The 13,493-nt window shown below is 71.0% G+C and carries 12 protein-coding genes and 1 tRNA gene; 10 read left to right on the top strand and 3 right to left on the bottom strand.

Annotation, left to right across the window (positions count from 1 at the left end; genetic code table 11):
- Nucleotides 1-60: 60 nt before the first annotated feature.
- Nucleotides 61-762: a transketolase gene (locus OG776_RS09950; protein WP_148012144.1), complete on the bottom strand. Its 702-nt coding sequence runs from the start codon at nucleotides 760-762 to the stop codon at nucleotides 61-63.
- Between the two features lie 153 nt (nucleotides 763-915).
- Between OG776_RS09950 and OG776_RS09945 the strand changes: the two genes are divergently transcribed.
- The 8 genes from OG776_RS09945 to OG776_RS09910 all read left to right on the top strand — a co-directional run bounded on the left by OG776_RS09945 (nucleotide 916) and on the right by OG776_RS09910 (nucleotide 9,230).
- A tRNA-Pro gene (locus OG776_RS09945) sits at nucleotides 916-989 on the top strand.
- A 407-nt stretch (nucleotides 990-1,396) separates the two neighbouring features.
- Nucleotides 1,397-2,566: a sensor histidine kinase gene (locus tag OG776_RS09940; RefSeq protein ID WP_329320153.1), complete on the top strand. Its 1,170-nt coding sequence runs from the start codon at nucleotides 1,397-1,399 to the stop codon at nucleotides 2,564-2,566.
- On the top strand, nucleotides 2,563-2,964 hold the full coding sequence (locus OG776_RS09935) for a roadblock/LC7 domain-containing protein (RefSeq protein WP_148012142.1): 402 nt from the start codon (nucleotides 2,563-2,565) through the stop codon (nucleotides 2,962-2,964). Before OG776_RS09940 ends, OG776_RS09935 begins: the two co-directional genes overlap by 4 nt.
- Nucleotides 2,961-3,338 carry a DUF742 domain-containing protein gene (locus OG776_RS09930; RefSeq protein WP_148012141.1) on the top strand — a complete coding sequence of 126 codons (378 nt, stop codon included), beginning with the start codon at nucleotides 2,961-2,963 and terminating at the stop codon, nucleotides 3,336-3,338. The genes OG776_RS09935 and OG776_RS09930 overlap by 4 nt, the downstream gene beginning before the upstream one ends.
- A complete protein-coding gene (locus OG776_RS09925; protein ID WP_148012140.1) occupies nucleotides 3,313-3,906 on the top strand; it encodes a GTP-binding protein in 594 nt (197 codons plus the stop codon). Before OG776_RS09930 ends, OG776_RS09925 begins: the two co-directional genes overlap by 26 nt.
- Nucleotides 3,907-3,914: 8 nt before the next feature.
- Nucleotides 3,915-5,261, top strand: a complete 1,347-nt coding sequence (locus tag OG776_RS09920; protein WP_148012139.1) for a cytochrome P450 — start codon at nucleotides 3,915-3,917, stop codon at nucleotides 5,259-5,261.
- A gap of 356 nt (nucleotides 5,262-5,617) precedes the next feature.
- Nucleotides 5,618-8,209 carry a tryptophanase gene (locus OG776_RS09915; protein WP_148012222.1) on the top strand — a complete coding sequence of 864 codons (2,592 nt, stop codon included), beginning with the start codon at nucleotides 5,618-5,620 and terminating at the stop codon, nucleotides 8,207-8,209.
- 298 nt (nucleotides 8,210-8,507) lie between these two features.
- On the top strand, nucleotides 8,508-9,230 hold the full coding sequence (locus OG776_RS09910; protein WP_329320150.1) for a VOC family protein: 723 nt from the start codon (nucleotides 8,508-8,510) through the stop codon (nucleotides 9,228-9,230).
- Between the two features lie 84 nt (nucleotides 9,231-9,314).
- Here the strand turns inward: OG776_RS09910 and OG776_RS09905 are convergent, their stop codons facing one another.
- Nucleotides 9,315-9,842 carry an NUDIX hydrolase family protein gene (locus OG776_RS09905; RefSeq protein ID WP_187285865.1) on the bottom strand — a complete coding sequence of 176 codons (528 nt, stop codon included), beginning with the start codon at nucleotides 9,840-9,842 and terminating at the stop codon, nucleotides 9,315-9,317.
- 161 nt (nucleotides 9,843-10,003) lie between these two features.
- On the opposite strand from OG776_RS09905, the gene OG776_RS09900 reads away from it, so the two are divergent.
- Complete coding sequence (locus tag OG776_RS09900; protein WP_329320148.1) at nucleotides 10,004-11,227, top strand: N-acetylglucosamine kinase; 1,224 nt, start codon at nucleotides 10,004-10,006, stop codon at nucleotides 11,225-11,227.
- 106 nt (nucleotides 11,228-11,333) lie between these two features.
- Here the strand turns inward: OG776_RS09900 and OG776_RS09895 are convergent, their stop codons facing one another.
- A complete protein-coding gene (locus OG776_RS09895; RefSeq protein WP_148014454.1) occupies nucleotides 11,334-12,245 on the bottom strand; it encodes a MurR/RpiR family transcriptional regulator in 912 nt (303 codons plus the stop codon).
- Between the two features lie 192 nt (nucleotides 12,246-12,437).
- Here OG776_RS09895 and OG776_RS09890 point away from each other — a divergent pair, with 192 nt between their 5' ends.
- Nucleotides 12,438-13,202: a sugar isomerase domain-containing protein gene (locus tag OG776_RS09890; protein ID WP_148014453.1), complete on the top strand. Its 765-nt coding sequence runs from the start codon at nucleotides 12,438-12,440 to the stop codon at nucleotides 13,200-13,202.
- Nucleotides 13,203-13,493: the final 291 nt, after the last annotated feature.

The raw sequence follows: 13,493 nt of genomic DNA, 5'->3' as shown, positions 1-13,493 counted from the left end.
CGGTGGCGGGGTGACCAGTGGCGGGGTCCGGGCCGGGACGGCCGCGTGCCGGGACGCCGTTCAGCCGAGCTTCGGCTCGACGCGGGCGACGACGACGTGCGGCCGGCCCGGATGGGACGCGGTGAAGGCGGCGTACAGCGCCTCGTGGTCCCGGCCGTCGACGGTCAGGGACGACCAGCCCGCGGCCTCGAACCGCGCGGCGATACCACCGGGCCGGGCATGACTGGCCGACGAGTTGTCGACCACGACGCTGTGCAGCCGGTCGAGCCCGGCCGGCCCGGCGTAGGCGATCGCCTCGTGATTGCTGCCCTCGTCCAGCTCCGCGTCGCCGGTCAGCACCCAGACCCGCGGCTCGTCGAGCCCCCGCGCGCGCAGGCCGAGCGCGGTGCCGACAGCGATCGGGAGCCCGTGCCCGAGCGAACCGCTGCCGATCTCGGCGCCCGGCACCAGCACCCGGTCCGGGTGGTGCCCGAGCGGCGAGTCGTACGAGCCGAAATCCGGCAGCCAATCGACGGGCAGGAACCCCTTGGCGGCCAGCACCGCGTAGTACGCCATCGGCCCGTGCCCCTTGGAGAGCAGGAACCGGTCGCGCGACGGATCGTCCCGCCGCTCGGGCGTGACCCGCAGCACGCGGTCGTAGAGCACCCACAGCACGTCGAGGGTGGAGGTCGCCGCCGGTCCGTGCTTCTCGTCGCCGGTCATCAGCCCCATCAGCCGGGGCAGGTCCTGGTAGCCGTGCTCGCGTTCCCTCGTGATCGTCATGAGGACGAGCGTGCAACCTCCACCAAGGTTGAGGTCAAGGGCGGGCCCGGGGGCGCGTCGGCTCCGAGGAAAGGGGTGCGCGACCACGGGTGCGAGTGCGGTATTGTTTCGGTGCACGTTCGGCCAGGGGGAAACCCCAGGTCAGGCGGGCAACGGGACGTGGCGCAGCTTGGTAGCGCACTTGACTGGGGGTCAAGGGGTCGCAGGTTCAAATCCTGTCGTCCCGACTTTTGAAGTCGTAGCTCGGAGGCCGTCTTCTCAGCGATGAGAAGACGGCCTCCGAGCTTTTTCGCGTCCACTCCGGGCACCCGTTGACGAAAGCGACAGAGCATCCTTTTCGGATATCACCCCTTGATGTGGGGCAGGGGGCTGATCGGGGAAGGAATCCCGCATGGCCGGAGGGTGTACGGGTAACTGATCGACCGTCAATGTTTGCAAGTGCTCCCCATATTGACGGTCCGTCATGACTTGCGGCGATGATACGATCGCCGCACTTGCCGAGCGGGCTACGGGCACAAAACGACTTTTCCGGCCAGCAGTGCGGCCCGGGCGGTAATCCCTGCGCAGTGGGCTCCGGGCCCGCCGTGCTGACGGGAATTCAGTAGCTGGCTGCCAGTCGCTTGAAGAGAGTCTTATGACGCAATACATACAGGACCCGGCTCTCTGGGCTCTAATCGCTGGGACTCCGCTTGCAGCTGCCGCCATTATCCGTGGACAGCGGGCGGCACGTGGTTTAAAGCAGGAGAATCAAGGGCTCAAGGATCACTACGCTGAGCTCGAGAATCAGTATTCCGCCTCGGTGAAAAAGGCTCAGGAACAAGCCGAAGAATCAACGAGAACGGCGCTCAAGTCGGCGATGCGTACCCTTCAGGGCCTCGCCGGCGAACAGCAGCTCGCGATTTCGAAGCTGCAGACGAAGTACGGCGAGTCGCTCATCCTCCAGGACCTCCTGGAAATCGACCACATGAACTCGCAGTTCGGTCGGCGCGCCCAGTCCATCGCCGTTCTCTGCGAAGGCTGGCTGGGACGGCAGCGCGATATCGCCTCCGTCTACGACGTGGTCCGCAGTGCACAGGGCAGGATCCGGCACTTCCAGCGGGTCGAGATTCTCTCGCAGGTCGATTTCGCGGTCACCAGCCGGGCGGTCGAACCGGTGGCACTCGCGCTCGCCGAACTCCTCGACAACGCCACCAGCTATTCCGCGCCGGAATCCACGGTCGAGATCAATGTCCGCGCCGTGCCCAAGGGCATCTGCATCGTCGTCGACGACGCCGGTGTCGGCATGAACGAGGAGGAGAAGACCAGGGCGGCGAAACTTCTTTCGAGTGAGCGGGCCTCGGGTGTGTCCGGGCTCGGCAATCCTCCGCAGTTCGGCTTCGCGGTGATCGGTGTGCTCTGCGAGCGCTACGGCTTCACGGTGTCCGTCGACTCCACCTCCCCCTACGGAGGTGTGCGGGCCGTGGTGCTGCTGCCGGACGAGCTGCTCACCAGCATGCCGCAACCGAAGGAGCGGGCGCAGACCGTGAGCACTGTTCCCTCGCTGAACCCGAGCAGTCCGGAACCCGTCGTCGCCGCGTCGACGACCGCCGACGGACTGCCCAAGCGCCGCCGCAGGCGGGCGATGGCCATCGTGCCGCAGAGTTCCGACACCGCGAGCGCGCCGGCCCGCTCCGAGGAGGAGACCGCGTCGATCATGGGTGCCTTCCAGCGAGGCACCCAGACCGGTCGCGCCGCGCACCCGGACCCCGCGGACCGGACGAGCAACGCACATGAGGCAAGCAGCGAAGGGCATGAGGTTTCGTGAACAACGATCTGTCATGGATGCTTGACGGCGTCCTGGAGATTCCCGGCGCTCTGCACGCGGTCCTGGTCTCCGCCGACGGGCTCCTGATGGCCTCCTCCAAGGGGGTCGGCAGGGACCACGCGGACACCGTGGCCGCCGCGATGAGCGGCGTGCAGTCGTTGAGCCGCTCGATCGGCTTCTTCTGCGACGGGACCGACCTGAAGTGGCGTCAGACGCTGGTCGAGTTCGACGGCGGCTGGGTTTTCCTCATCTCCGCCGGTGACGGCGCCTACCTCGCGGTCTCGGCCTCCACCGACATCGACATGGCGGACATCACCTTCCGCATGCAGCAGTTGGTCGGCCAGCTGGGCAAGGCGCTGACGACACCGCCGCGCGAGAACATCGGCGCACGCCCGTGACCGACTCCGACAAGCAGGAGCCCGAGGCCGCGGAGTTAGTGCGGCCGTACGTCATCACCAACGGCCGGGATCTCCCCGAGGGCGACCAGTTCTCGCTGATCACCCTGGTCACGGCCGCCGCCGACCACCCCCAGCGGCGGACCCGGCTCTCTCCCGAGGAACAGAGCCTGTTGGAGATGTGCTCCGGCGGTTACCTCTCGGTCGCCGAGATCGCCGGCCACATGCGCCTGCCCATGGGCGTGGTGAAGATCCTCCTCAACGCCCTGGCCGAGGGCGGTTACCTCATCACGCGCGCGCCGGTGGCGCGCGCCCGCCTGGTCGACGAGCAGATACTTCAGGAGGTGCTGGATGGTCTCCGGGCCCGTTTTGGATGAGAAGGCCTACGTCCGCGGCGGAGCGGCGCAGACCGCCGTGAAGATCCTGATCGTCGGGCACTTCGCGGTCGGCAAGACCACCTTCGTCGGGACGATGTCCGAGATCCCTCCGCTGTCGACGGAGGAGACGATGACGCAGGCCGGCGAGGAGATCGACGACCTCAAGGGCGTCCGCGGCAAGACCACCACCACGGTCGCCATGGACTTCGGGCGCCTGACGATCAGCGATCACGTCGTGCTGTACCTGTTCGGTACGCCGGGGCAGCAGCGGTTCGTGCAGATGTGGGAGGACATGGCGCGCGGCGCGCTCGGCGCGCTCGTGCTGGTCGACCCCGAGCGGCTGGCGGACTCCTTCGCCGTCATCGACCTGATCGAGCAGTACGGACTGGCCTACGCCATCGCCGTCAACCGCTTCGACGGCACTCCGGTGCGCGAGGAGCGCGCGCTGCGTGAGGCGCTGGACCTGCTGCCCGACACCCCGGTCGTCACCTGCGACGCGCGTGACGAGAACTCATCAGCCAGCGCTCTGATCACCCTCGTCCACTATCTGCAGGACCGTGCCCGCTAGGAGCAAGAATGAACACTGATTCGACCGTTCCCGTGCCGCCGCCCGGCTGCCCGGCGCACGCCACGGGTGAGCCGGTGCCGCTGCACGGACCGGAGTTCGCGGCCGATCCGGGGGCCTACTACGAGTACATGCGGCACTACGGGCCGACCGCGCCGGTCGAACTCGCCCCCGGTGTCGAGGCGACCCTGGTCACGGACTACTCGGCGGCGCTCCAACTGCTGCAGAACGCGGGCGCCTTCCGCAAGGACTCGCGCCGCTGGCGTGACCTCAACGACGGCGTGATCAGCCCGGACAGCCCGGTCCTCCCGCTCCTGGTGTACCGGCCCAACTGCATGTTCAGCGACGGCGCGGAGCACATGCGGCTGCGGCAGGCCGTCACGGACAGCTTCGCGCGGGTCGACTCGCACTGGCTGAGCCAGAGTGCCGAGCGGGTCTCGAACTACCTCATCGCGCAGTTCAGCACGCGCGGTTCGGCCGATCTGCTCAACGACTACGCCAAGCTGCTGCCGCTCTTCGTCTTCAACGAACTCTTCGGCTGCCCCGCGGAGATCGGCGACCGTGTCCTGTTCGGCATCTCCGGCATCTTCGACGGTGTGAACGCCGAGAAGGCGAACGAGGTCCTGTCCCAGGCGGTGGGCGAACTGGTCGCGCTCAAGCGGTCCCGCCCGGGCGACGACGTCACCTCCTGGCTGATGCAGCATCAGGCCGCGCTGACCAACGAGGAGATGGCACACCAGCTCGTCCTGCTGCTGGGAGCCGGCGCCGAACCGCTGCGCAACCTCATCTCGAACACCCTGCACCTGCTGCTCACCGACGACCGGTACGCGGCGGGCGGGCTGATCGAAGAGGCGATCGACACCACGCTGTGGAAGAACCCGCCCATGGCCAACTACGCACCGCACTACCCGGCGACCGACATGGAGTTCGCCGGACAGAAGCTGGCGGCGGGCGATCTGGTCCTGGTCAGCTTCGCGGCGGCCAACGCCGATCCCGCGCTCGCGGCGTCCCGCCATGCCGCCAGCAACCGGTCCCACCTCGCGTGGAGCGCCGGACCGCACGCCTGCCCGGCGAAGGACCCGGCGCGGCTCATCACCGTGACGGCCATCGAGAACCTCTTCAACCGGCTGCCCGATGTCGAACTGGCCGTCCCCGAGGACAGCCTGACCTGGCGGCCCGGCCCCTTCAACCGTGCCCTGGCCGCGCTCCCGGCCCGTTTCCACCCGGTCCGGGCGGCACGGCAGGCGGACGCGCAGCCCCAGCCGCAGACCGCGGCCCGCGGTGACCAGGGCGGCGCACCGGGCCGGCACGACCGCGGCGGCCTGTGGAGTTCGTTCCTTTCGTGGTGGAAGGCGTGAGCTACGCAACAGGCGGCGACATCCACGCACAGCATGAACGTTCAACCGTGGGGGTAGGGAAGAGCGCGGCCGTGTTGTACACAAGTTAAAGGAGGTGTCGTGGAGCCCTCGTCCACCGACGCCACTTCAGCTCAGCACCCCGCAGCATCCCATCGCCCCCGACGACCGGCCCCGCGGAGCAACTCCCGTCTCCGCCGGGCCATACGCAGCACCTCGCACAGTCCGGAAGGCGAGATACCCGCCCGCACAGGCGGGTATCTTTTTGCCCGCTCCGCGGAGCCCCGCTCCGGCCGGGCCTCCGTCCCGCCCCACCCGTGTCCCGCGAACTCCGTCGCGCCGCGGGAGGGTTGCCTGTGATCTCCTCCCGTCTCAGCGGTGGACAGATCCTGGCGACCCAGCCCCTGGGCACCTTCGTGTCGGACCAGTTACGGCGGCTGTGCCGAGTCGTGGGACTGGACCGGTCCGACGCCGAGATCTACGCGCGTGTCCTGACGGACTGTCTGGGCAGCGGTGCGGAGCGTCCGTTGGACCGGCCGCCGCCCCACCCGAGTTTCCTCTCCGACGACCACACGCCGGTCGAGTACTCCCTCGCCCTGGTCCCCGACGCACCCCCGACGCTGCGGGTGCTGCTGGAACCGGGATACGCGGCCGGGTCCCTGGAGCAGCAGGGACGTGCCGGACTGCGTGTCGTCCGTGCCATGGCCGAGCGATGGGGCTTCTCCACCGACCGGCTCGACGGGCTGGAGGACCTGTTCCTCCCTCCCGGCCCCCAGGGCCCGCTGGCGTTGTGGATCGCCCTGGAACTGCTTCCCGGCGGGGTCCCCAAGGTCAAGATCTATCTGAACCCCGCGGCGTCCGGGGCGGACCGGGCCGCCGGGACCCTCCGTACGGCTCTGGAGAGACTCGGCCACCCGCGGGCGTTCGACGCACTGCCCCCGGCCGACGGCTACCCCTTCCTCGCCCTCGACCTGGGCGACTGGGAGACACCCCGGGTGAAGGTCTACGTCACCCACCGGGACGCGTCGGCCGCCGACGTCGGCTCGCTGTCCCGAAGTGACGCCGGCCCGGGGCGGGAGACCGTCGAGGAGTTCTTCCGGACCGCGGCGGGCCTGGAGAGGACGGACCGGAACTCCGGTCCGGGGGAGGCCGTCCGGCTGACGGGACGGCCGGTGCTCTCCTGCCACTCCTTCACGGAGGCGGTGACCGGTCTGCCGAGCGGCTTCACCCTCCACGTACCCGTCCGGGACTACGTCCGGCACGACGGGGAGGCGCACGCCCGGGCCACCGCCGTGCTCCGCCGGCACGGCATGGACCCCACCGCGCTCGACCGGTCGCTGGCCGCCGTCGGCTCACGACCGCTGCACGACGGCGTCGGCCTCATCGCCTACCTGGCGCTGGTCCACGAACGGAACCGGCCGCCACGTGTCACCGCGTACCTCTCCGCCGAGGCGTACGCCGTGCGGCCGCCGCTGCCCGCCCGGCCGCGCCACCAGCCGTTCCCTCCCCCCGACGCGGCCCGGACCGGGCCGCGCGACACCCTCCACTCAGTAGGACACGGAAAGGCAGGAGCAGAAATCAGGATGGAGCCGTACCGGATCAAAGTCGTCGAACCCATTCCGCTCACCACGCCCCAGCAGCGCAAGGCGGCCATCGAACGGGTTCACTACAACCTCTTCGACCTGCGTGCCGACGAGGTGACCATCGATCTGCTGAGCGACTCGGGCACGGGCGCCCTGTCCTCGGCACAGCTCGCCGTCGGCATGGCCGGTGACGAGTCCTACGCGGGCTCGCGCTCCTTCTACCGCTTCCGGGAGACGGTCTCGGAACTGACCGGCTACGAGCACATACTCCCGGCCCACCAGGGGCGCGCGGCGGAACGCATCCTCTTCTCCAACCTCCTCGAACCCGGCGACACGGTCCTGTCCAACACGCACTTCGACACCACCCGGGCCAACGTGGAGCTGAACGGCTGCGTGGCCCGCGACCTGCCCTGCCCCGAGGCCCGGAACCTCGACAGCCGGGAGCCGTTCAAGGGGAACATCGATCTGCCGGCCCTGGAACAGGCGCTCGGCGAGTCGACCGGCTCCCGCGTCGCGGCGGTGGTCATGACGATCACCAACAACGGCGGCGGCGGTCAGCCGGTCTCCATGGACAACCTGCGGCGGACGTCGGAACTGTGCCGCCGGCACTCCGTCCCGCTGATCCTGGACGCGGCCCGGTTCGCCGAGAACGCCTGGCTGGTCACCCGGCACGAGGAGGCCTACCGCAACCACACGCCGCGGCAGGTCGCGGAAGAAGCTTTCCGCCTCGCCGACGGCTGTGTGATGAGCGCCAAGAAGGACGGCATCGTCCACATCGGCGGCTTCATCGGCCTGAACGACCCGGAGCTCGCCCAGAAGTGCGAACTCCTCCTGATCGCCACCGAGGGATTCCCCACCTACGGCGGTCTCGCCGGGCGTGACCTCGACATGATGGCCCAGGGCCTGCAGGAGGTGACCGAACCCTCGTACCTCGCGGAACGGGCCGAGAGCGCCGACCATCTCGCCCAGCGCGTCCGCGCCGCGGGCGTCGACATCCTCGAACCGCCCGGCCTGCACGCCCTGTACCTCAACGCGGGACGGCTGCTGCCCCACATACCGCCCCACCAGTACCCCGGACACGCCCTGGCCTGCCGGCTCTACCTGGAGGGCGGCATCCGCTCGGCCGAACTCGGCTCGCTCTACCTCGGCGAGGAGGACGAGGACGGGAACCCGGTCAAGAGCCCGCCGTACGAGCTGGTGAGGCTGGCGCTGCCGCGTCGCGTCTACACCCGCAGCCACTACGACCATGTCGGCAGGACCCTGGAACGGATCGCCAAGTCCGCGGAGTCCGTGCGCGGTTACCGGATCGTGGAGCAGTCCCCGATCCTGCGGCACTTCCGCGCCAAGCTCCAGCCGGTGACCGGCTAGCACGGAGTGCGGGGCGGCGCCCGACGAGCCCCGCGCGGGCCGGCGGGCGTCCGTGCCCGCCCCGGTCCACGGGACGGCGGGTGCGGGGAGGCCGTGGCGGTGCGCCGCCACGGCCGCTCCCGCGGTCCGGGGCCGCGGGCGACGCCGGTGCCGTCCGGCGCGACGAGGGTCCCGGGATCCACCGAACCCCGTGCTCCACGACGGAAATCCGCATGCGGACGCCGCCCGGTCAGCCCTAGGCTGCACACGCCGGGCGGGACGCGGCGTGACCGCCGTCAGTGGATCGGAGACGCACGGGATGACCAGTCGACTGTTCGCGATCTGCTTCGACGCGAGCCGGCCGTCGGACCTGGCCCGGTTCTGGTCCGGGGTCCTGGATCTGGAGTCCGTCGAGGGCCCGAACGGCGAGGCCGAGCTCCTGCCTCCCGACGCCACCGGGTTCCGTATCCGCTTCCTGCCGGTCCGGGATCCGAAGACCGGCCGGAACCGGGCGCACTTCGACCTGACGAGCGCCTCGCCGGAGGAGCAGCTGCGGACGGTGGCCAGGGCGCTGGAACTCGGCGGGGACCACTTCGACGTGGGTCAACTCCCCGACGAGGAGCACGTGGTGCTCGCCGACCCGGAGGGCAACGAGTTCTGTGTGATCGAGGCGGGCAACAGGTTCCTCGCCGACACCGGCCGTATCGGAGCGCTGGCCTGCGACGGGACGCAGCGGGTCGGACACTTCTGGAGCGAGGCGCTGCGCTGGCCTCTGGTCTGGGACCAGGACGAGGAGACGGCGATCCAGTCGCCGGACGGTGGCACGAAGATCACCTGGGGTGGTCCTCCGGTCGCGCCGAAGACGGGCCCGAACAGGATCTGCTTCGAACTGGCGCTGCCCGCCGGCCTCGGCCCGGAGACCGAGACCGACCGCCTGCTCTCGCTCGGCGCCACGCGCGACGGCACCGGGGAGGACGCCAGGGGCCGGGTGCCGATGCGCGACCCCGACGGGAACGAGTTCTTCCTGCGAAGGCCCCGGTGACCGGGCCTGCTCCGGCCGCGCGACCCCGGTCGTGCCGGGGCCGGCCGGGTCGGTGCCGACCCGGCCGGGGTGCCTCCGACGGGTTCAGGACAGGCGGCCCACATGGGCCAGGGCCTGTTTGAGGAGAGCGCCGTGACCGCCCGGCATCTCGTTGAGGACGACGGACGTCGACGCCTCCTCCGGGCTGAACCAGACCAGGTCGAGGGCGTCCTGCCGGGGACGGCAGTCACCGGTCACCGGCACGATGTAGGCCAGTGACACCGCGTGCTGGCGCGGGTCGTGGAAGGGCGTGATCCCCTGCGTCGGGAAGTACTCGGCGACGGTGAAGGGCTGCAGGGAGGTGGGGATGCGGGGCAGCGCCACCGGCCCGAGGTCCTTCTCCAGATGACGCAGCAGGGCGTCACGGACCCGCTCGTGGTGCAGCACGCGGCCGGAGACGAGCGTGCGGCTGACGGTCCCGTCCGGCCCGATGCGCAGCAGCAGTCCGATGCTGGTGACTTCGCCGTTGTCGTCGACGCGCACCGGAACGGCCTCGACGTACAGGATCGGCATACGGGCCCGCGCCATCTCGAGCTCGTCGGGGGACAGCCAGCCGGGCGTGGTCTCGGTCATGTCAGACATTGGCTGATCATACTTTCAACCCCTCCGGATGTGCGGGTGTCGCTCGACTCGACACGGGCGACGGCGTCCCGTCGGCCGAGGCGCGCCCGCCCGCGGAACCGAGGATGCGCTGGTCTTGTCCTGGGTGAATGCATCAACCACCATGGGCGCCGATGAGTAATGAATCGAACCAGGATCTCGTGGTCGGCCTGGACGCCGGAGGCACCCGCATCCGCGCCGTTCTGGCGTCCGCCGCGACCGGACGCACCCTGGGCGAGGCCGCCGCGGGACCCGGCAACGCCCTGACGGTTCCGCTGTCGCAGCTCACCGACCACCTGGCCGAGGCCATCGGCCGGGCGGTACCGGAGCGGGACCGTGACCGTGTCGTGGCCGTGGTGGGCGGATTCGCGGGCGCCGCGAGCGGCCCCCCGGCCGCGGGCTCCTCGGACGAGGGCTCCGCGGACCCCTCGGAGCTCTCCGGCCCTCCGGATCTCCCGGGCTTCTCCGACCGTGACCCGGGGCGGCTGAACGCCCTCGCCGCCCTGGCCGAGGCGCAGCGGCGGCTCGGCGTCGCACCACGGACGGTCGGGGTGAGCAGCGACATCGAGGCGGCCTTCGCGTCCGCGCCCGGAACGCCCGCCGACGGGCTGGCCCTGGTGGCCGGCACCGGAGCGGCCGCGACCCGGATCAGCGGCCGTCGCTGCACGGTCAGTGTGGACGGAGACGGCTGGCTGCTCGGTGACGAGGGCAGCGGGTTCTGGATCGGGCGCGGCGCGGTGCGCGCGGCCCTGCGCATGGCGGACGGGCGCGGCGACCCGACGACGCTGGCCCGGTCGGTCGGGCTGGCCCTGGGGCTGCCCGCCGATCTCCTGGAGGGTGCCGAGGGTGTCGATGGCGTCTATGAGGCCCATGAGACCGATGGGGTCGATGGGGGAGGAGCGGGAGCGGTGGAAGGAGCCGGGGGAGCCGGCGCGCCCCGGCGGTACGGGCCCGGGCGGGGGGCGGCCGGCGCATCGCGCTGGTCCCGGGCGCGGCGTGAGGCCTTCCGCACGAGGCTGCTGCCCACCGTGATGGCGCAGCCGCCCGTCGCGCTCGCCCGGCTCGCCCCGCTGGTGGCCGAGGCGGCGCGGCGGAAGGACCCGGTCGCGACGGCGATCCTGCGCGAGGCGGTGGACCATCTGACGGCGGCGGTGCGCGCGTTGGACCCCCGGCCGGGTGAACGGATCGTCGTCACCGGCGGGTTGCTCGGCCCGGACGGTCCGCTGGCCGCACCCCTGACGAGGCGGCTGGAGGGACTGGGACTGACGGTCGACCGGGTGGCGGACGGCTGCCGGGGAGCGGTGGCGCTGGCCCGGCTCGGCCACGGCTCCCCGTCGCACGCCGCCGGGACGTCCTGACCGGCTGTCCGGCTGTCCGGCGGAGCCTGCACGGTCCCCCGGCGAGGGGGCGGTCTGCGGTCCGGTGTGCGGTCGGCGTCCGGCGGCAGCCGTGGCGCCGGAGTGCTCAGCGGGTGCGACGGGACGGGACCGCGTGCTGCCCGGCGATGTGACCGGTCAGGGTCAGTGAGGCACTGGCCCGCGCGTACGACAGCTGCGCGACCCGTACGTACAGGCAGTCGATGAGCACCAGGACGGAGTGACGGGCGCCGATGCTTCCGGTGCGGAAGCTGGTCTCGGACGAGGCGGAGACCAGCCGGACATCGGCGGCGCGGGCGAGCGGCGAGCGCGGGTCCGCGGTGAGTGCCACGGTGGTGGCGCCGCGCTCCCTGGCGAGTTCGAAGGGCTCGATGGTCTCGCGGGTCGACCCGGAGTGGGAGATGCCGATGGCGACGTCGGCCGGGGTGAGCAGGGCCGCGGAGGTGGCCGCGGCGTGCACCTCGGTCCAGCCGCGCACCGCGCAGCCGATGCGGAAGAGCCGGACCTCGGTCTCCAGGGCCACCGCGCCGCTGCCGCCGACGCCGTACACGTCGACGCGGCGTGCGCGCGCCACGGCCTGGGCCGCGCGCTCCAGCGCGTCGAGGTCGATCCGGTCGATGGTCTGCTGGACCGCGCGCAGGTCCGCGCTGCCGACCACGGCGACGACCCGTTCGAGACCGTCGTCGGGGGAGATGTCCGAGCCGATCTCGGCGGTCCCCCAGTCCGAGACCTCGCCCCGGCCGCGCTCCTGGGCCAGCGCGATCAGCAGGTGCTGGTAGGAGTCGAGGCCCACGGCTCGGCAGAACCGGGTGACGGTCGCCTGCGAGGTGCCGGTGCGGCGGCCGAGTTCGGCGGCCGAGCAGTGGGTGACGGCGGCCGGGTCCGCGAGGACGAGCTCGCCGACCTTCCGCAGGGAGCCGGTCAGCCGCGGCAGTTCGGTGCGGATCAGCGCGGTGACATCCACCGGGGGAAGCCCGCTGCCGGCACCGGTCCGTTCCATGTCCTACCCGATCTCCTCGGCTCCGCGTACGTCCTGGCCGCCGGGGGGATGCCCGGGGCGCGAACGCACGTGAATGTATCAGCCATCGTCCGTCCGACAGCTTGAATCACGGGACCGGAGGAAGGGTATGGTTGAGTCATTCATGAAAGCACGCATGAAGTGGTGGTTCGATCCACCGGTGGGGAGTGTCACGTGTCCGCAGGATCCGTCAGCGCCGACAGCTTCGCGCGCGAGAGCCGTACCGTCCTCGACGGCATCACCACGTCCGCCCGTGACGACGTCCGGCGTGCCGCCGCGCTGATCGCGGACTGCGTGCGGGCGGGGGGTGTCGTCCAGGCTTTCGGTACCGGGCACTCCCAGGCCCTGGTGCTCGAAATCGCGGGCCGCGCCGGTGGGTTGGTGCCCACGAACCGGCTGAGCATCGCCGACCTGGTGCTGTACGGCGGGGAGCGGCCGGACGTCCTGGCCGACCCGCTGCTGGAGCGCAGGTCCGGGGTCGCCGCCCGGATCTACGGTCTCGTGGAGCCGCGGCCCGAGGACCTCTTCGTCATCGTCTCCAACTCGGGCGTCAACAACGTGGTCGTGGAGATGGCCCTGCACGCCAAGGAGCGGGGGCACCGTGTCCTGGCCGTCACCTCGCTGGCCCACACACGGGCGGTGCCCGCCGCGCATCCGGGCGGACACAAACTCGCCGATCTGGCCGACGTCGTCCTGGACAACGCCGCGCCGCGCGGCGACGCGCTGCTCGAACTGCCCGGCGGGGGAGCCGTCTGCGCTCTGTCCACGCTGACCGGGGTGATGCTCGTGCAGATGGCGGTCGCGGAGACCGCCGCGCTCCTGCTGGCCGAGGGTGTCACGCCGCCGGTCTATGTGTCGGCCAACGTGCCCGGAGGCTTCGAGGGCAACCTGGTGCTGGAGGAACGCTACGCGGGACGCATCCGCCGCACCGCGAGCTGACCCGCGCCGCCACGTTCCGCGTCCCGCGTCCGAACAGGCCCCTCGACAGGGGGAGTCGGCATCAGTAGGGGAGGATCCGCCCCGAAGGCGTCCGCCGGTCGATCTCCATCCTGACGTCACGTCCGGTGGTGGTGCGGCGGCTGGTACGAATACGGATCTGGCGGTTCATTGCGCCTCCTTGGACTCGTACGACCGGCTTCCACGCCGCCCGGCTCGGGCGCCGCGGAGTCATCTGCCCCAGCCCTGGAGGAACGGGCGTGTGCCTCAGGGGAACTGCCGGGAAAGGAGATC

Source organism: Streptomyces sp. NBC_01689, from assembly GCF_036250675.1.
GTDB lineage: Bacteria > Actinomycetota > Actinomycetes > Streptomycetales > Streptomycetaceae > Streptomyces.
This window is presented reverse-complemented; position numbering and strand designations above follow the sequence as displayed.

Excerpts from the sequence above, each read along its gene's own strand:
- OG776_RS09920 (WP_148012139.1), top strand. The coding sequence starts at position 3,915 with ATGAACACTGATTCGACCGTTCCCGTGCCGCCGCCCGGCTGCCCGGCG.
- OG776_RS09895 (WP_148014454.1), bottom strand. The coding sequence starts at position 12,245 with ATGGAACGGACCGGTGCCGGCAGCGGGCTTCCCCCGGTGGATGTCACC.
- OG776_RS09950 (WP_148012144.1), bottom strand. The coding sequence starts at position 762 with ATGACGATCACGAGGGAACGCGAGCACGGCTACCAGGACCTGCCCCGG.
- OG776_RS09900 (WP_329320148.1), top strand. The coding sequence starts at position 10,004 with ATGAGTAATGAATCGAACCAGGATCTCGTGGTCGGCCTGGACGCCGGA.
- OG776_RS09905 (WP_187285865.1), bottom strand. The coding sequence starts at position 9,842 with ATGACCGAGACCACGCCCGGCTGGCTGTCCCCCGACGAGCTCGAGATG.
- OG776_RS09940 (WP_329320153.1), top strand. The coding sequence starts at position 1,397 with ATGACGCAATACATACAGGACCCGGCTCTCTGGGCTCTAATCGCTGGG.
- OG776_RS09910 (WP_329320150.1), top strand. The coding sequence starts at position 8,508 with ATGACCAGTCGACTGTTCGCGATCTGCTTCGACGCGAGCCGGCCGTCG.
- OG776_RS09925 (WP_148012140.1), top strand. The coding sequence starts at position 3,313 with ATGGTCTCCGGGCCCGTTTTGGATGAGAAGGCCTACGTCCGCGGCGGA.